12 protein-coding genes are annotated in these 18,565 nt (G+C 71.3%); 7 read left to right on the top strand and 5 right to left on the bottom strand.

All coding sequences use genetic code 11. The features are described 5' to 3' along the window. The first annotated feature begins 220 nt into the window (after positions 1-220). Together ACIRPP_RS15870 and ACIRPP_RS15865 are read left to right on the top strand one after the other, a co-directional pair. Entirely contained in the window at positions 221-1,174 is a 954-nt protein-coding gene (locus ACIRPP_RS15870) for a RecB family exonuclease (RefSeq protein WP_403642511.1), read from the top strand. A 90-nt stretch (positions 1,175-1,264) separates the two neighbouring features. Further along, positions 1,265-1,936 carry a response regulator transcription factor gene (locus tag ACIRPP_RS15865; protein WP_024885186.1) on the top strand — a complete coding sequence of 224 codons (672 nt, stop codon included), beginning with the start codon at positions 1,265-1,267 and terminating at the stop codon, positions 1,934-1,936. 91 nt (positions 1,937-2,027) lie between these two features. Here ACIRPP_RS15865 and ACIRPP_RS15860 read toward each other — a convergent pair whose 3' ends face one another. The 4 genes from ACIRPP_RS15860 to metH all read right to left on the bottom strand — a co-directional run bounded on the left by ACIRPP_RS15860 (position 2,028) and on the right by metH (position 10,187). Beyond that, positions 2,028-3,611, bottom strand: a complete 1,584-nt coding sequence (locus ACIRPP_RS15860; protein ID WP_403642507.1) for an ABC transporter substrate-binding protein — start codon at positions 3,609-3,611, stop codon at positions 2,028-2,030. A 61-nt stretch (positions 3,612-3,672) separates the two neighbouring features. Continuing rightward, positions 3,673-5,277: an ABC transporter substrate-binding protein gene (locus tag ACIRPP_RS15855; protein ID WP_403642504.1), complete on the bottom strand. Its 1,605-nt coding sequence runs from the start codon at positions 5,275-5,277 to the stop codon at positions 3,673-3,675. 445 nt (positions 5,278-5,722) lie between these two features. After that, on the bottom strand, positions 5,723-6,478 hold the full coding sequence (locus ACIRPP_RS15850) for an HAD family hydrolase (protein ID WP_403642502.1): 756 nt from the start codon (positions 6,476-6,478) through the stop codon (positions 5,723-5,725). Positions 6,479-6,674: 196 nt separating this feature from the next. Then, positions 6,675-10,187, bottom strand: a complete 3,513-nt coding sequence (gene metH, locus ACIRPP_RS15845; RefSeq protein WP_403642499.1) for a methionine synthase — start codon at positions 10,185-10,187, stop codon at positions 6,675-6,677. A gap of 296 nt (positions 10,188-10,483) precedes the next feature. Here metH and ACIRPP_RS15840 point away from each other — a divergent pair, with 296 nt between their 5' ends. The 5 genes from ACIRPP_RS15840 to ACIRPP_RS15820 all read left to right on the top strand — a co-directional run bounded on the left by ACIRPP_RS15840 (position 10,484) and on the right by ACIRPP_RS15820 (position 17,223). Then, positions 10,484-11,248, top strand: coding sequence for an IclR family transcriptional regulator (locus ACIRPP_RS15840; protein ID WP_403642496.1), 765 nt, complete (start codon positions 10,484-10,486; stop codon positions 11,246-11,248). A 382-nt stretch (positions 11,249-11,630) separates the two neighbouring features. After that, complete coding sequence (locus ACIRPP_RS15835; RefSeq protein WP_192232212.1) at positions 11,631-12,425, top strand: MIP/aquaporin family protein; 795 nt, start codon at positions 11,631-11,633, stop codon at positions 12,423-12,425. An 86-nt stretch (positions 12,426-12,511) separates the two neighbouring features. After that, complete coding sequence (gene glpK / locus ACIRPP_RS15830) at positions 12,512-14,050, top strand: glycerol kinase GlpK (RefSeq protein ID WP_403642493.1); 1,539 nt, start codon at positions 12,512-12,514, stop codon at positions 14,048-14,050. 19 nt (positions 14,051-14,069) lie between these two features. Next, complete coding sequence (locus ACIRPP_RS15825) at positions 14,070-15,686, top strand: FAD-dependent oxidoreductase (RefSeq protein ID WP_403642490.1); 1,617 nt, start codon at positions 14,070-14,072, stop codon at positions 15,684-15,686. Positions 15,687-16,224: 538 nt separating this feature from the next. Next, positions 16,225-17,223, top strand: coding sequence for a PAC2 family protein (locus ACIRPP_RS15820; protein ID WP_403642488.1), 999 nt, complete (start codon positions 16,225-16,227; stop codon positions 17,221-17,223). A 69-nt stretch (positions 17,224-17,292) separates the two neighbouring features. Here the strand turns inward: ACIRPP_RS15820 and mshC are convergent, their stop codons facing one another. After that, a complete protein-coding gene (gene mshC / locus ACIRPP_RS15815; RefSeq protein WP_403642485.1) occupies positions 17,293-18,522 on the bottom strand; it encodes a cysteine--1-D-myo-inosityl 2-amino-2-deoxy-alpha-D-glucopyranoside ligase in 1,230 nt (409 codons plus the stop codon). Positions 18,523-18,565 lie beyond the last annotated feature (43 nt).

Here is an 18,565-nt window from a genome sequence, read left to right as displayed (position 1 = left end):
GTTCGCTGCGTCTCCCGCGCCATCCGGGCGGGAGGGTCTCGTGTCGATGGTATGCGGCCGTTGCCGCCCGTTTCCCCTCGGCACCCTGTCCCTTCCCCTGTGCAACGGCGCCTGCACCCCACCTCCTTCCCGTTCTGCCTCTCCGGTCACCCTCGGGCAGTTGTCCACAGGCGCCCCCGCCCTGACGTCGATGTCGGCGCCGGGCCGTAAGGTCTGGGGCATGGAGACGAGCACGGAGCACCCGGCACGGCCCGAGAGCGGCCCGGCGGTCGCGGACCGGACACCGCCGGCACCGGACGCCCCGACCGGGGCCGCGGCCGGCGCGGCCGCGGTGAGCGGTGCTCCCGCGCTGCCGCCCGCCTCGCTGTCGCCGTCCCGTGCCAGTGACTTCATGCAGTGCCCGCTGCTGTACCGGTTCCGGGTCATCGACCGGCTGCCGGAGAAGCCCAGCGAGGCGGCGACCCGGGGCACGCTGGTGCACGCCGTGCTGGAGCGGCTGTTCGACGCCCCGGCCGCCGAGCGGACCGCGCCGCGCGCCAAGGCGCTGCTGCCGGGGCAGTGGGAGCGGCTCCTGGAGAGCAGACCGGAGGTCGGGGAGCTGTTCGCCGAGGATCCGGGGGGCGAGCGGCTGGCCCGGTGGCTGGCGGAGGCGGAGCAGCTGGTCGAGCGGTGGTTCACGCTGGAGGACCCCAGCCGGCTGGAGCCGGCGGAGCGGGAGCTGTTCGTCGAGGCGCGGCTGGATTCCGGGCTGACCCTGCGCGGGATCATCGACCGGGTCGACGTGGCGCCCACCGGTGACGTGCGCATCGTCGACTACAAGACCGGGAAGGCACCGCGTCCGGAGTACGCCGAGGGCGCGCTGTTCCAGATGAAGTTCTACGCGCTGGTGGTGTGGCGGCTGAAGAACGTCGTCCCGCGCCGTCTGCAGCTGGTGTACCTGGGCAGCGGCGACGTGCTGACGTATGACCCCGTGCTCGCCGACCTGGAGCGGGTCGAGCGCAGGCTGCTGGCCCTGTGGGACGCGATCCGGCAGGCCACCGAGACGGGTGACTGGCGTCCGCGGCCCACCAAGCTGTGCGGCTGGTGCGACCACCGGGAGCACTGCCCCGAGTTCGGCGGCACTCCCCCGCCCTACCCGCTGCCGGTCCCGCCGCCCGCGCCCAGCGGCGCCTGACCGGGGCCGGCCCGGGGCCGCGGTGCCCCGGCCGGGAACCGGCCGCCCGCCGCAGGGCAGAATGGGACCGGACTAGCGAAGGAGACTTACGTGGCCATCCGCGTCCTACTGGTCGACGACCAGCCCCTGCTGCGCACGGGCTTCCGCATGATTCTGGAGGCCGAGCAGGATCTCGCGGTCGTCGGCGAGGCCGGGGACGGCCTCCAGGCCCTGGACCAGGTGCGGGCTCTGCAGCCCGATGTGGTGCTGATGGACATCCGCATGCCGCGGATGGACGGGGTGGAGGCGACCCGGCAGATCACCGGTCCCGAGCGGAACGGCCCGGCGAAAGTGCTCGTGCTGACGACGTTCGACCTCGACGAGTACGTCGTGGAGGCCCTGAAGGCGGGTGCCAGCGGGTTCCTGCTGAAGGACGCCCCGGCCAACGAGCTGGTGCAGGCGATCCGGGTGGTCGCCGCCGGGGAGGCGATGCTCGCGCCGAGCATCACGCGCCGTCTGCTCGACAAGTACGCCACCCACCTGCCGTCCGGTGAGGAGCCGGTGCCGGACACGCTGCACACGCTGACCGACCGTGAGGTCGAGGTGCTGAAGCTGGTGGCCCGCGGCCTGTCCAACGCGGAGATCGCCGCGGACCTGTTCGTCAGCGAGACCACGGTGAAGACGCACGTGGGCCATGTGCTGACCAAGCTGGGCCTGCGCGACCGGGTACAGGCCGCGGTGTACGCCTACGAGAGCGGTCTGGTGCGCCCCGGCGCCCAGTGAGCGGGCCCGGGCCCGTCGCGGTCCGGCTACGAGCGAGGGGCGCCCTCTTCCCGGCCGGGAAGGGGGCGCCCCTCGCGTGTGCGGGCCCGGGTCAGCTCTTGCTCAGCTCCCAGAACCGGAACACGGTGGAGGCGTCCAGGCAGTACTCCACGCCGGCGACGCCGTCACGGACGACCGCGTACTGCTTGGCCTGCCAGACGGGCAGGACCGGCAGTTCGTCGGCGACGATGTCCTGGAGTTCGCCGTACTCCTTGTCGGTCGCGCCGCGGTCGGTGATGGCGGCGGTGCGCGGGATGAGCGTGCCGGTGATGGTGCGGTTGCTGTAGTTGTTGCTCAGCACGTTGCCCTCGCCGAAGAAGGGCCCGGTGAAGTTGTCGGCGTCCGGGTAGTCGGGCACCCAGCCCTTGACGTAGACGCCGTACTTGCCGGCCTCGACGTCCTTCTCGTACTGCTCGAAGTCGACGGACTTCATGTCGGCGTCGAACAGGCCGCTGGCGTTGAGCTGCTTCGCTATGGCGGTGAGCTCCTCGTCGGTGGCCGGGCCGTAGCGGGACGGCGTGGACCACAGGGTCAGCTTCACCTTGCCGCTGATGCCCTCGTCCTGCAGGGCGGCGGCGGCCTTGGCCCGGGAGGGGCGGGCGCCATAGGTGTCGAAGAAGGCGGTGTTGTGGCCCGCGATACCGGCCGGGATGATCGAGTACAGCGGGGTCGCCGTGCCCCGGTAGACGTCCTGGATCAGGGCCTCGCGGTCGAGCAGGTGCGCGATGGCCTTGCGGACGCCGGTCTTTCCGGCGACCGGGTGGTCCATGTTGAAGACGAGGTGCTGGACCTCGGCGCTGCTGCCCTCGACGACCTCGATGTCCTCGGTGCCCTTGGAGGTCTCCTCGATGTCGGCGATGGCCTTGGCGGTCAGACCGCGGTAGGCGATGTCGACCTCGCCGTCCTGCACCGCCTTCTGCAGGGCCCCCTGGTCGCCGCGGTAGAACTTCAGGGTGACGCCCGAGTTCTTGGTCGTCACGGTGCCCTTGTAGTGCGGGTTGACCGAGAACACGGCCTTGTCCTCGCCGTAGGAGTCCAGCTTGTACGGGCCGGAGCCGGCCGCCTTGCCGTCCTCGCGCAGGCCGTTCGCGTCGTACGCGCGGTGGTCGACGATGGATCCGGCACCGGAGGCGATCTTGCTGGGGAAGGTGGCGTCCGAGGTGTTGAGCCGGAAGACGACCGTCCTGTCGTCGGGCGTCTCGACCTCTTCGAGGGTGGAGAACATCACCGCCGGGCCGTCCGGGTCGTCGATCTTCAGCATGCGGTCGAAGGAGAACTTCACGTCCTTCGAGGTGAGGGACTCACCGTTGCTGAACTTCAGCCCGTCCTTGAGCGTGCAGCGGTAGACCGTGGTCTCCGAGTCGGTGAAGGCACACTCCTCGGCCGCCTCGGGCTGCGGCTCGGTGGCTCCCTTGGGGAAGCTGAGCAGCGACTGGAAGACGTTGTTGAACAGCAGCCACGAACCGGGGTCGTAGCCGGAGGCCGGGTCGGTGGCGAGGACGTCGTCGGACATTCCCACCACGACGTTGGAGCCGTCCGCCCCGGAGTCGCCGTTCTCTGATCCACAGCCGGTCAGCAGGCCGGAGGCCAGGCCCGCCACCAGGGGCAGGACCGGCCACTTGTTGCGCAGGTTCACGTGTGCTTCGTCCTCGGTAGGTCCCGGCCGCGGAGGTCCCCGGCCCGGGCGGGTGGGTCGGTCAGCCGTCCACTCCCCGGCCGAGCTCCCACAACTGGAGCGTCGCCGAGGAGTTGAGCGAGTAGGCGGTGCCGGTGATGTCGTCGTGGGCGGCGAGGTACTGCTTGCCCTGCCACAGCGGCAGCACGGGCACGTCGTCGGCGACGATGTCCTGAATGTCCGTCAGGCTGCCCGCGGCGGACAGCCGGTCGGCCTGGCGACGGGACGCGGGGATGAGGTCGTCGCGGATCTCGTCGTTGGCGTACGGCGAGCGCAGGAAGTTGTTCTCGTCCAGGAAGGGTGCGAGGAAGTTGTCGGCGTCGGGGAAGTCGGGGAACCAGCCCATGCCGTAGACGTCGTACTCGCCCTTCTGTCCGGCCGGGCGGTAGGTGGACCAGGGGTGGCCCTTGATGTCGATCCGGAACAGGCCGCTGGCGTCGAGCTGCTTCTTGAGCTGTTCGAACTCGGCCTTGGTGCCCGGTCCGTAGTGGTCGGTGTTGTAGTGCAGCGTCAGTTCGACCGGGGTGCTGACCCCGGCGTCCTCGAGCAGCTCCCGGGCCTTGGCGGGGTCGGGGTCGCCGTACTGGTTGAAGAAGGAGTTCGAGTGGCCGGTGACGGTCGCCGGGACGAGCGAGTAGAGCGGCTCGGCCTGGGAGCCGTAGACCGAGGAGACCAGCGCGCCGCGGTCGACGGTGTACGCCATGGCCTGCCGGACCGCCTTGGACTTCACGACCGGGGCGTCGGTGTTGAAGACCAGGTAGCGGATCTCCAGGCCGGGCATCTCGACGAGGTCGATGTCGTCCTCGGCGTTGCCCGCGAGTTCGTCGATCTGGTCCGGCGACATGGTGCGCGTCATGACGTCGATGTCATCGTGCTCCAGCGCGTCGCCCATGGCGTCGGGGTCCGCGAACGAGACCATCTGCAGCTTGTCGCTGTTCACCTTCAACGAGCCCTTGTAGTGCGGGTTCTTGGTGAAGGTGGCGCGGACCATCTCGCCCTTGTCGACCTCGGCGTCCAGGACGTACGGGCCGGAGCCGTCGACCTCGAAGCCGTCGCGCAGCTTGTCCTTGGCGTAGCTGTCCGGGTGCACGATGCCGGCGACCGGGGTGGAGAGCTTGTAGGGGAAGGTCGCGTCGGCGCTCTTCAGGTGGAAGATCACCTCACGGTCGCCCTGGGTCTCCACGGTGTCGATGGTGGACAGCAGCGCGTAGACCTCGCTGTCGGCCTTGATGGCGAGGGCCCGGTCGATGGAGTACTTCACGTCCTCGGCGCTGACCGGGTCGCCGTTCGCGAACTTCAGGCCCTTGCGCAGGGTGCAGCGGTAGCGCTCGTTGCCGGCGTCGGTGAAACCGCACGACTCGGCCGCCTCCGGCACGGGCTCGCCGGCCCCGCGCGGCTGGATCATCAGCGTCTGCACGGTCTGGCGCAGGACGTTCCAGGTGCCGACGTCGTAGGCGGAGGCGGGGTCGATCGGCGCCGGGTCGTCCTTGGAGGCGGTGAACCGGTCCGTGGTGCCGACCACGATGGCGTCGCTGTCGCGGCTGCCGCCCTCGGTGTCGCCACAGCCGGCGAGCACCGGCGCGAGCAGGCCGATCGCGGCCGCCGGCACCAAAGTCTTGCGGTTCATGCTCGAGTTTCTCCAGAGCTGTCGACTCCGTGTACCCGGCATGCGGGGGTGGCGCAGCGGATCACGTGAGAAGGGGGGTGATGTTCTCGCGTCGAGATTAGACCGCCCCCGCAGGAGGGCGGACAGTCACTGGAGTTGGGCTCTCATCACGCAGTGGAATCAGGTGTGAACGCACCGGCAGAAGTACCGGGGAATGATTCGTGCAGCGTCCCACCAATCGGTACACATGGGTCCGAGCACAGCTGCCGAAAAGGGGCGGACGGCACGCACCGCCACCCCCTCCGCACCCCGCAGAAGTGGTGAACCTCACATGTGAAAACGGCCTCTCCGGTATCGGAATTCAGCCATCGACAGTGATTCGAATTCTGTCGGACACCTGTTCCGTGATCACCCGGTCACGCAATGGGAATTTCCGTCCGGATGCCGCTGCACGCTGGGTGAACCCCTAGCGCATTTCCGTCATCAGGCCGCGCAGGAATGTCAGGTCGACGACTTCCAGCGAGGGCACGACGGTGCGCCCGGCGGCCGGCGCGATCGGCGCGACGGAGGGAACCGCCACGACCTGGCAGCCCGCGGCCTCGCCGGCGGCGACCCCGGTCGCGGTGTCCTCGACGACCGCGCACCGGGCCGGGTCGACCCCGAGTCCGGCCGCGGCGGCCAGATACGGGTCCGGGTGCGGCTTGGTGCGCGGGACCTCGTCACCGGCGACCGAGAGGCCGAAGTGGCGCCGCCCGAGGGAGTTCATGACGCGGTCGATGATCCGCCGGTGCGAGGCGGACACGAGGGCCGTGGGAACGCGGTGCTCCGACAGTTCGGCGAGCAGCCGCCCGGCCCCGGGCATCAACGGCAGGGCCCGGTCGATGCGGGCCTCGAAGCCGTCGTTGAGCAGCACCGTCAGTTCGGGGAGGGTGATGTCGGCGCCGGTCGCCTCGATGAGGAACCCCGCGCTGCGGGTCATGGGACCGCCCACGACGACATGGCGCCAGGAGTCGTCGAGGGTGTGGCCGAGGGAGGCGAAGACCTCGACCTCGACGTCCCACCAGAAGCCCTCGGTGTCGACGAGCGTGCCGTCCATGTCGAGGAGCACGGCCTGCAGGCCGGCGCCGGCGGCGCGTGCGGGCGCGGCCGTCGCCGGGGCGGGGCCGTGCGTCCCGGGCAGGGGCCCGGGAGAGGAACCGAAGGCGGGGATCGTACTGGTCATCCACGTACCTCCTGAAGGGGCGAGCAGGCCGGTCCCCCGTGCGGGGAACCGGCCTGCAGTGGACCGACCAGTGTACGTCGCGCGCGCGGCAAGTGCCTCATTTGCCCCGTGAGTCCCCCGTGAGTCCCCCGCGAGCCCCCCGCGCGGGCCGTGCGCGAGGGGCTCGTGACAGGGGACCGGGAGGCACGTACGTGCCTCAGCGGGCGTTGAAGTACTTGGCCTCCGGGTGGTGGATCACGATGGCGTCCGTGGACTGCTCGGGGTGCAGCTGGAACTCCTCGGACAGCTCGACCCCGATGCGCTCCGGCTGGAGCAGTTCGGCGATCTTGGCGCGGTCCTCCAGGTCCGGGCAGGCCCCGTAGCCGAGGGAGAAGCGGGCGCCCCGGTACTTCAGGGCGAACATGTCCTCCATGGCGGCCGGGTCCTCCCCGGCGAAGCCCAGTTCGCTGCGCACGCGGGCGTGCCAGTACTCGGCGAGCGCCTCCGCCAGCTGCACGGACAGGCCGTGCAGCTCCAGGTAGTCGCGGTAGGCGTTGGCCTCGAACATCCGGGCGGTCTCCGTGCCGATGCGGGAGCCGACGGTGACGACCTGGAAGCCGACGACGTCCGTCTCACCGGACTCCTCGGGCCGGAAGAAGTCGGCCAGGCACAGGCGCCGGCCGCGGCGCTGGCGCGGGAAGGTGAAGCGGGTGCGCTCGTTGCCGTCGTCGTCGAGGACGATCAGGTCGTCGTCCTTGGAGACGCACGGGAAGTAGCCGTGCACCACGGCCGCCTCCAGCAGGTTCTCCGTCTGGAGCCGGTCGAGCAGCCCGCGCAGCCGCGGACGCCCCTCGGTCTCGACGAGCTCCTCGTACGTCGGCCCCTCGCCGGTGCGGGCCTGCTTCAGGCCCCACTGCCCCTTGAACAGGGCGCCCTCGTCGAGCCAGGACGCGTACTCCTTGAGCTGGATGCCCTTGCTGACCCGGGTGCCCCAGAACGGCGGGGTGGGCACGGGGTTGTCGGTGGCGACGTCGGAGCGCACGTGCCCGGCCTCGGGGCGTTCCTCGATCTCGACGGTGGCGGCCCGCACCCGCCGCTGGCGCAGTTCGGGCAGCTTGGCGCCGGGCACCCCGCGCTTGATGCCGATGAGGGCGTCCATCAGGCGCAGGCCCTCGAAGGCGTCGCGGGCGTAGCGGACCTCGCCCTGGTAGATCTCGTACAGGTCCTGCTCGACGTAGGCGCGGGTCAGGGCCGCGCCGCCGAGGATGACCGGGTAGTCGGCGGCCAGTCCGCGCTGGTTGAGCTCCTCCAGGTTCTCCTTCATGATCACCGTGGACTTCACCAGGAGGCCGGACATGCCGATGACGTCGGCCCGGTGCTCGTCGGCGGCGTCGAGGATCGCGGAGACCGGCTGCTTGATGCCGAGGTTGACGACGTTGTAGCCGTTGTTCGACAGGATGATGTCGACCAGGTTCTTGCCGATGTCGTGCACGTCGCCGCGGACGGTGGCCAGCACGATGGTGCCCTTGCCCGCCTCGTCGGTCTTCTCCATGTGCGGTTCGAGGTGGGCGACGGCGGACTTCATCACCTCGGCGGACTGGAGCACGAACGGCAGCTGCATCTGGCCGGATCCGAACAGCTCGCCGACGACCTTCATGCCGTCCAGGAGGGTGTCGTTGACGATGTCGAGGGCCTTGCGGGTCTGCAGGGCCTCGTCCAGGTCGGCCTCCAGGCCCTTGCGCTCGCCGTCGATGATGCGGCGCTTGAGCCGCTCCTCCAACGGCAGGGAGGCCAGTTCCTCGGCCTTGCCGGCCTTGAGGGACTTCGCGGTGGCGCCCTCGAACAGCTGCATCAGCTTCTGCAGCGGGTCGTAGCCCTCGCGGCGGCGGTCGTGGATGAGGTCGAGGGCGGTCTGCACCTCCTCCTCGCTGAAGCGGGCGATGGGGAGGATCTTCGAGGCGTGCACGATCGCCGAGTCCAGTCCGGCCTTGACGCACTCGTCGAGGAAGACGGAGTTCAGCAGGATGCGCGCGGCCGGATTGAGGCCGAAGGAGATGTTCGACAGGCCCAGCGTGGTCTGCACGGCGGGGTGGCGCCGCTTCAGTTCGCGGATGCCCTCGATGGTGGCGAGGCCGTCCTTGCGGGACTCCTCCTGGCCGGTGCAGATGGTGAAGGTGAGGCAGTCGATGAGGATGTCCTCCTCACGGATGCCCCAGTTGCCGGTGAGGTCCTCGATCAGCCGTTCGGCGATCTCGACCTTCTTCTCGGCGGTGCGGGCCTGGCCCTCCTCGTCGATGGTCAGCGCGATCAGGGCGGCGCCGTGCTCCTGCGCCAGCCGGGTGACGCGGGCGAAGCGGGACTCGGGTCCGGCGCCGTCCTCGTAGTTGACGGAGTTGATGACGGCGCGCCCGCCCAGCCTCTCCAGCCCGGCCCGGATGACGTCGACCTCGGTGGAGTCCAGGACGATCGGCAGGGTGGAGGCGGTGGCGAGCCGGCCGGCCAGTTCGCGCATGTCGGCGACGCCGTCGCGGCCGACGTAGTCCACGCACAGGTCGAGCATGTGCGCGCCCTCGCGGATCTGTTCGCGGGCCAGTTCGACACAGGCGTCCCAGCGGCCCTCCAGCATGGCCTCGCGGAACTTCTTGGAGCCGTTGGCGTTGGTCCGCTCGCCGATCGCCAGGTAGGAGGTGTCCTGGCGGAAGGGGACGCTCTGGTAGAGGGAGGCGGCTCCGGGCTCGGGGCGCGGCTCGCGCTCGGCGGGGGCCAGGTCGCCCACGCGCTGCACGAGCTGCCGCAGGTGCTCGGGGGTGGTGCCGCAGCAGCCGCCGACCAGGGACAGGCCGTAGTCGCGGACGAAGGTCTCCTGCGCGTCGGCCAGCTCCCCGGGGGTCAGCGGGTAGCGGGCCCCGTCCTTGGTGAGTTCCGGCAGGCCGGCGTTGGGCATGCAGGACAGCTGGATGCGGGAGTGGCGGGCCAGGTGACGCAGGTGCTCGCTCATCTCGGCGGGGCCGGTCGCGCAGTTCAGCCCGATGAGGTCGATGCCGAGCGGTTCCAGCGCGGTGAGCGCGGCGCCGATCTCGGAGCCGAGGAGCATGGTGCCGGTGGTCTCGACCGTGACCGACACGATGAGCGGGACGTCGAACCCGGCGGTCTCCATCGCGCGGCGGGCGGCGATGACGCTCGCCTTGGTCTGCAGCAGGTCCTGGGTCGTCTCGACCAGCAGGGCGTCCGCGCCGCCGGCGAGCAGGCCCTCGGCGTTCTGCTGGTAGGCGTCCCGGATGGCGGTGAAGGTGGTGTGCCCGAGCGTGGGCAGCTTGGTGCCGGGACCCATCGAGCCCAGGACCCAGCGGGCCCGGCCGTCGCGGGCGGTGTACTCGTCCGCCGCCTCGCGGGCGATGCGCGCACCGGCCTCGGACAGTTCGGTGACGCGTTCGGCGATGTCGTACTCGCCCAGGGCGGTGAGGTTGGCGCCGAAGGTGTTCGTCTCGACGCAGTCGACACCCGCGTCGAAGTACTCCGAATGGACCGAACGGACGATGTCCGGGCGTGTCAGGTTCAGGATCTCGTTGCAGCCCTCGAGGTTCTCGAAGTCCTCGAGTGTGGGGTCCTGTGCCTGGAGCATGGTGCCCATGGCACCGTCGGCGACCACCACCCGGGTGGCGAGTGCCTCTCGTAGGGCGGACACACGGGTCCGGCTGTCGGCGGAAGGGGACTGCGGCAACGAGGCCATGTAAGGGGCTCCCTCAGATGCGACGGCTGTCGGCTTTGCGGCTGCGCGGGGAGGCGTCACGGGCCGTCCCCGGCAGGGGCGCACGCGGCCAGGGTAGCCGGGTCCGCGTCCCGATGTTCAGGGCGTCCACGGGCCGGACCATGATGGACGGCACACGGTTACGGAGGACGGGTGACGCGATCGTTGACGTCCGACCATTGGCGGGAGGTCGGCATCGACCGGTAGTGTTCGGCAATGCCGAACAGCGGCAGGGGCGTCGCGGGTCGACGGTCGAAGGGGACGGAGGCAGTACGGCGATGGCACGGAACATCCAGTCGCTCGAGCGGGCGGCGGCGATGCTGCGGCTGCTCGCGGGCGGCGAGCGGCGGCTCGGCCTGTCGGACATCGCCTCGTCGCTGGGCCTGGCCAAGGGCACGGCCCACGGCATCCTGCGCACCCTCCAGCACGAGGGCTTCGTGGAGCAGGACGAGGCCTCGGGCCGCTACCAGCTGGGCGCCGAGCTGCTGCGCCTGGGCACCACCTACCTGGACGTGCACGAACTGCGGGCCCGGGCCCTGGTCTGGACGGACGACCTGGCCCGCTCCAGCGGCGAGAGCGTCTACCTGGGGGTGCTGCACCAGCAGGGCGTGCTGATCGTGCACCACGTGTTCCGGCCCGACGACAGCCGGCAGGTCCTGGAGATCGGGGCCATGCAGCCGCTGCACTCCACCGCCCTCGGCAAGGTGCTGTCCGCCTACGACCCGGTGGCCCACAGCGAGGCCCTGGACGCGGACCGCAAAGCGTTCACCGAGCGCACGGTGTGCGAGGCGGACGCCTTCGAGCAGGTCCTGGACCTCACCCGCGCGCGGGGCTACGCGGCGGACGTGGAGGAGACCTGGGAGGGCGTCGCGTCCGTCGCGGCGCCGATCCACGACCGGCGGCGGATGCCGGTGGGCGCGGTCGGGGTGACCGGCGCGGTGGAGCGGCTGCGCCGGGACGGCGAGCTGCGGGCCGAACTGATCGCGGCGGTGCGGGACTGCGCCCGCTCGGTGTCCCGAGACCTGGGCGCGCGCCGCTTCTGAGCAGGCAGGACGTACGACCGGGGCGCCACGCGGGCACTCCGGTCGCAGCCGTGCCCGCTCCCGTGCGCCGGCCCGCCGCGCTCCCGTTCCGCGGGCCGTTCCCGCTCGCGCGCGTGCGCGGCAGGGGGCGCCGGGCGGCCGGGAGGGCCGGTCCGCCCGGCGGGATCAATAACGATCCCGTTTTCGATTACCAGACCCTTGACGCACGTATCGCGCCACGGCGAGACTCCCGTCCATCGGTCGGCATTGTCGAACACCTACCGGCAATACGCGCTAGAGTGTGACAACGCCAAGGGCCGGCATCGCTCTCATTTCCGAGGGCGCCAATCCCCGGTGGGACCCGGGGGTCGGCTTCCCTGGACGAAGGACAAAGGAGTCGCGGGTGTCCAGCTCCGACATCTTCATCGGCGAGACCATCGGTACCGCCATACTCATCCTGCTCGGCGGCGGTGTGTGTGCCGCCGTGACCCTGAAGGCCTCCAAGGCCCGTAACGCCGGCTGGCTCGCCATCGCCTTCGGGTGGGGTTTCGCCGTCATGACGGCCGTCTACATCGCCGGACCGCTCTCCGGCGCCCACCTCAACCCCGCCGTCACCGTGGCCCTCGCCATCAAGGACGGCGACTGGAGCAACGTTCCGGTCTACTTCGCCGGAGAGTTCCTCGGCGCGATGATTGGTGCCACTCTGGTCTGGATGGCGTACTACGGACAGTTCCAGGTCCACCTGACGGACAAGGAGATCGTCGGCGGGCCGGGTGCCCAGGCCACCACCGCGAAGGCGGTCCAGGCCCAGGAGAAGGGCGCCGGCCCGGTGCTGGGCGTCTTCTCCACCGGCCCCGAGATCCGCAACCCGGTGCAGAACCTCGCCACCGAGATCATCGGCACCATGGTCCTGCTGCTCGCCGTGCTCACCCAGGGCCTCAACGACGCGGGCAACGGCCTCGGCGTCCTGGGCGGACTGATCACGGCGCTCGTGGTCGTCTCGATCGGTCTCTCCCTCGGCGGCCCGACCGGGTACGCGATCAACCCGGCCCGTGACCTCGGTCCGCGCATCGTGCACGCCCTGCTGCCGCTGCCCAACAAGGGCGGCTCGGACTGGTCCTACGCCTGGGTCCCGGTGGTCGGGCCGCTGATCGGCGGCGCCCTCGCGGCAGGCATCTACAACGTCGCCCTCGCCTGAGGGCGCCGGATGCCCGCCGGCCACCGAGTCCGCGCCGAAGCGCCGTACGTACAGCCCCGTAACCAAGGAACTCCCAGGAGCACACAGTGACCGACGCCCACACCGCCGGCCCGTTCATCGCAGCCATCGACCAGGGCACGACCTCGTCCCGCTGCATCGTGTTCGACCGTGACGGCCGGATCGTCTCCGTCGACCAGAAGGAACACGAGCAGATCTTCCCCAAGCCGGGCTGGGTCGAGCACGACGCCACCGAGATCTGGACCAACGTCCAGGAGGTCGTCGCCGGAGCCATCGAGAAGGCCGGCATCACCCGCGACGACATCAAGGCCATCGGCATCACCAACCAGCGCGAGACCACCGTGCTGTGGGACAGGAACACCGGGGAACCCGTCCACAACGCCATCGTCTGGCAGGACACCCGCACCGACGCCCTCTGCCGCGAGCTGGGCCGCAATGTCGGCCAGGACCGCTTCCGCCGCGAGACCGGTCTCCCCCTCGCCTCCTACTTCGCCGGCCCCAAGGCCCGCTGGCTGCTCGACAACGTCGACGGCCTCAAGGAGCGTGCCGAGGCGGGCGACATCCTCTTCGGCACGATGGACACCTGGGTCATCTGGAACCTGACCGGCGGCGCCGACGGCGGCCGCCACGTCACGGACGTCACCAACGCCTCCCGCACCATGCTGATGAACCTGCACACCATGGAGTGGGACGAGAAGATCGCCGAGTCCATCGGCGTGCCCACCGCGATGCTGCCGGAGATCCGCTCCTCCGCCGAGGTCTACGGCGAGATCACGGGCGGCAAGCTGGGCGACCTGCTCGGCGGCATCCCGGTCGCCTCGGCGCTGGGCGACCAGCAGGCGGCCCTGTTCGGCCAGACCTGCTTCTCCGAGGGCGAGACCAAGTCCACCTACGGCACCGGCACCTTCATGGTGATGAATACCGGTGACAAGATCATCAACTCCTACAGCGGCCTGCTGACCACCGTCGGCTACCAGATCGGCGGCCAGCAGCCGGTCTACGCCCTGGAGGGCTCGATCGCCGTCACCGGCGCGCTGGTGCAGTGGATGCGCGACCAGATGGGCCTGATCTCCACCGCCGCCGAGATCGAGACCCTCGCCCTGTCGGTCGAGGACAACGGCGGCGCCTACTTCGTGCCGGCCTTCTCCGGCCTGTTCGCCCCGTACTGGCGCTCCGACGCCCGCGGTGTGATCGCCGGCCTGACCCGGTACGTCACCAAGGCGCACCTCGCACGCGCCGTCCTGGAGGCCACCGCCTGGCAGACGCGGGAGATCGCGGACGCCATGACGAAGGACTCCGGGGTGGAGCTGACCGCCCTCAAGGTCGACGGCGGCATGACCTCCAACAACCTGCTGATGCAGACCCTCTCGGACTTCCTGGACGCCCCCGTGGTGCGCCCCATGGTCGCCGAGACCACCTGCCTCGGCGCCGCCTACGCCGCCGGTCTCGCCGTCGGCTTCTGGAACAGCACCGACGACCTGCGCGCCAACTGGCGCCGGGCCGCCGAGTGGACCCCCCGCATGGACGCGGACACCCGCGACCGTGAGTACAAGAGCTGGCTCAAGGCCGTCGAGCGGACCATGGGCTGGATCGCCGACGAAGACTGACGAGGAGTTAGAACCCGACATGACCACTCAGTCCACCCTGCAGTCCGTGCCTGCCCTGGGGACGCACCCGGCATCCGGCTCGAACCCGAGCCGGGCCGAGACCCGGGAGCGGCTCTCCAAGGCGTCGTACGACCTTCTCGTCATCGGCGGCGGCATCCTGGGCATCTCGACCGCCTGGCACGCCGCGCAGTCCGGCCTCAGGGTGGCTCTGGTGGACGCCGGTGACTTCGCCGGCGCGACCTCCTCCGCCTCCTCGAAGCTGCTCCACGGCGGCCTGCGCTACCTGCAGACCGGCGCCGTGAAGCTGGTCGCGGAGAACCACTTCGAGCGCCGTGCGGTCTCCCGGCAGGTGGCCCCCCACCTGTCGAACCCGCTCACCTTCTACCTGCCGGTCTACAAGGGCGGACCGCACGGCGCGGCGAAGCTGGGAGCCGGCGTCTTCGCCTACTCGGCGCTGTCGGCCTTCGGCGACGGCGTCGGCCACCTGCTCTCCCCCGCCAAGGCGGCGCAGGACGTGCCGGAGCTGCGCACCGACAACCTCAAGGCCGTGGCCGTGTACGGCGACGACCAGATGAACGACGCGCGCATGGCGCTGATGACGGTCCGCGCGGCCGCCGAGTCGGGCGCCGTCGTCCTCAACCACGCCGAGGTGACCGGCCTGCGCTTCACCAAGGGCCGGGTCACCGGTGCCGAACTGCGCGACCGGCTCTCCGGCGACGAGTTCGGGGTGGACGCGCGCCTGGTGCTCAACGCGACCGGTCCGTGGGTCGACCACCTGCGCCGCATGGAGGACCCGGCGGCAGCCCCGTCGATCCGGCTGTCGAAGGGCGCCCACCTGGTGCTCAAGCGCACCTCCCCCTGGAGGGCCGCGCTCGCCACCCCGATCGACAAATACCGCATCACCTTCGCCCTGCCCTGGGAGGACATGCTGCTCCTCGGCACGACCGACGAGGAGTTCGAGGGCGACCCGGCGGACGTCGCCGTCAACGACAAGGACGTCGCCCAGATACTCGACGAGGCCGCGTTCTCCATCCGCGACCAGCAGCTCGACCGTGACCTGATCACCTACGCCTTCGCCGGGCTGCGGGTGCTGCCCGGCGGCCCCGGCAACACCGCCAAGGCCAAGCGGGAGACCGTGGTGACCGAGGGCCGGGCCGGCATGCTGTCCGTCGCGGGCGGCAAGTGGACCACCTTCCGGCACATCGGCCGTACGGTCATGCAGAAGCTGCAGTCACTGCCGGGGCACCCGCTGGGCGAGGACTTCGAGCCGGTCTCCGCGCTGCCGAAGAAGCTGCCGCTGCCAGGTGTCGCCAACCCCCGCGCGGTCGCCCACCGGCTGCTGGTCGACGGCCCGGCGCCCGGCCCCCGCATGGCGGCGGACACCGCCCGGCACCTGGCCACCCACTACGGCTCGCTGGCCTTCGACATCGCGCGGCTGGCCAACGACGACCCGGCGCTGGCCCAGCGCGTCCACCCGGACGCCCCGGAGATCTGGGCGCAGGTCGTCTGGGCCCGGGACCACGAGTGGGCCGAGACGGCGGACGACGTGCTGCGCCGCCGGACCACCCTGACGATCCGCGGCCTCGCCACGGACGAGGTCCGCGGACGCGTCCAGGACCTCCTCGACCGGAAGTAGGGGGAACCGGGGAGGACAACCGCGGGTCCGGGCCCGGGAGCCCGGACCCGCGCGGCGCCCTGACGGGGCGCGGGGGCGGTTCCACGCCGACGGAAGCCGCCCCTTCCGCGTGTCCGGACCCGGGATGCCCGCCGCCGGCCCGCGGAAGGGGCGGCTCGTCGCTTCCGCGTGCCCGGACCCGCGGGTGCCCGCCGCCGGGTCGCACGGGCGGGCGGCGGGGTCGCGCGGGCGGGCGGCCGGGGCGCCGGCCGGTGCGCGGACCCGTGTGGGCCCGACGCCCGCCCGCGCCCCGTGCGGCCGGGGCGCCGGGCGCCTCCCGCTCCGGCGCCCGCCCTGCGGCGGCCGGTCCCCATCACGGCGTCCTCGCACGGGAGTTCGCCCGTCGCCGCGCGGAGGCACCGCCCGGCGCGGCGGGGGTGTGTCCGGAGGACTCCCCGGGCAGTGATGGGGCACTCCCCCCGCACGGGGGCTGCGGGCGCACCCTCGGCACGCCGTAAGGTTGGGGGGTACGCGAGGGCACGTCGGAAGGAGGCGCTGGGTGATCGAGCTCGAGGGGGTTCCCGAGCTGATCGACCCGGTCATGGTGGCCGCGTTCGAGGGCTGGAACGACGCCGGCGACGCCGCCTCCACCGCGGTCGCGCACCTGGACCGGGAATGGAAGGGCGAGGTGTTCGCGGCGCTGGACGCCGAGGACTACTACGACTTCCAGGTCAACCGCCCGACGGTGTTCATGGACGCCGGTGTCCGCAAGGTCACCTGGCCGACGACGCGGCTGTCGGTGGTGCGGGTCGGCGGTGACAAGCCGCGGGACCTGGTCCTGGTCCGCGGGATCGAGCCGTCGATGCGGTGGCGCTCGTTCTGCAACGAGCTGCTCGGCTTCGCCCACGAACTGGGCGTGGAGCTGGTGGTCGTCCTGGGGGCCCTGCTCGGGGACACCCCGCACACCCGTCCGGTGCCGATCAGCGGGACCACGTCGGATCCCGACCTCGCCCGCCGCATGGGCCTGGAGGAGACCAAGTACGAGGGCCCCACGGGCATCGTCGGCATCCTCCAGGAGGCGTGCACGCACGCCGGTGTCCCGGCGGTGTCGCTGTGGGCGGCGGTGCCGCACTACGTGTCGCAGCCGCCCAACCCGAAGGCCACACTGGCCCTCCTGAACCGCCTGGAGGACCTGATCGACGTGCGCATCCCGCTGGGCGAACTGGCCGAGGACGCGCGGGCCTGGCAGGTGGGCGTGGACCAGCTGGCCGCCGAGGACAGCGAGGTCTCCGAGTACGTGCAGTCGCTGGAGGAGGCCCGGGACACCGCCGAGCTGCCCGAGGCCTCCGGCGAGGCGATCGCCCGCGAGTTCGAGCGGTACCTGCGGCGCCGTGACGGGGCGTCGGGTCCCTCGGCCGGCGGGCACGCCACCGACGGCGGTGACGGCCCGTCCTACCGCAAGGACGCCCCGGGCGGCCGGGCCCGGCCGTCGAGACCGCCGAAGCCGGAGACGGACACCGGCACCGGACCGGACGGCGAGGAGCCGTCGGAGGAGTGAGACGGATCAGGGCTCCCGCCCGTGGACGGGAGCCCTGATCCGTGTCCGCGCGTTATCGCGCGGGGCGGACTACAGCGCGACGCCGAGCAGGGCGTCGACCGCGCGGGAGACGACCCCGGGCGCGCCGGTGTCCGTGCCGCCTTTGCTCTCCTGCAGGACGACCCAGCGGTCGACCGCGGCCAGGGCCGCGGGGGCGTCCAGGTCGTTGGCGAGCGCGTCGCGGATCTCCTCCACGAGGGCGTCGGCGGGCGGGCCGTCGGGCCGGGAGACCGCCGCGCGCCAGTGCGCGAGCCGGGTCCGGGCGTCCTGAAGGACCTGGTCGGTCCACTCCCAGTCGGCCCGGTAGTGGTGGGCGAGCAGCGCCAGGCGGATCGCCGCCGGGTCGACCCCGTCGCGGCGCAGGGCGGAGACGAAGACCAGGTTGCCCTTGGACTTGGACATCTTCTCGCCGTGCAGGGCGACCATGCCGGCGTGCACGTACGCCTTGGCCATGGGGAACTCGCCGGTGAGCACCTGGGCGTGCGAGGCGCCCATCTCGTGGTGCGGGAAGACCAGGTCCGAGCCGCCGCCCTGGACGTCGAAGCCCATGCCGAGGTGGTCGAGGGCGATGGCGACGCACTCGATGTGCCAGCCGGGACGGCCCCGGCCCAGTGAGCCGCCGTCCCAGCTCGGCTCGCCCTCGCGGGCGGCCATCCAGAGCATGGGGTCGACCGGGTCCTTCTTGCCCGGCCGGTCCGGGTCGCCGCCGCGCTCGGCCGAGAGCAGCCGCATGGCGGCGGCGTCCAGGTGCGAGACCTCGCCGAAGTGCGGGTCGGAGTCGACCGAGAAGTAGATGTCGCCGTCGAGTTCGTAGGCGGCACCGAGGTCCCGGAGCCGCTCCACCAGCGGGACGATGCCCGGTATGGCCTCCACCGCGCCTATGTAGTGCCGCGGGGGGAGCATCCGCAGGGCCGTCATGTCCTCGCGGAACAGGGCCGTCTCCCGCTCGGCGAGGGCCGCCCAGTCGACGTCGTCGCGCTCCGCCCGCTCCAGCAGCGGGTCGTCGATGTCCGTGACGTTCTGGACGTAGTGAACCTGCCGCTTGGTGTCGAGCCACACGCGCTGCACGAGGTCGAACGCGTTGTACGTCGCCGCGTGCCCGATGTGGGTCGCGTCGTACGGGGTGATGCCGCACACGTAGATGCGGGCGACGGGGCCGGGGTCGAGGGTGACGGGTCCACCGGTCGCGGTGTCGTGGATCCTCAGGTCGCGGCCCTGACCGGGCAGGGCGGGGACTTCGGAAGCGGGCCAGGCATGCATGGTTCGAGCCTAACCGGACCGGAGTTCCGGATACGAACCGGAG

This window comes from Streptomyces sp. NPDC101219, assembly GCF_044767675.1.
Taxonomy (GTDB): domain Bacteria; phylum Actinomycetota; class Actinomycetes; order Streptomycetales; family Streptomycetaceae; genus Streptomyces.
The sequence above is the reverse complement of the archived record's forward strand: the minus strand, read 5'-3'. Positions and strand labels throughout refer to the sequence as shown.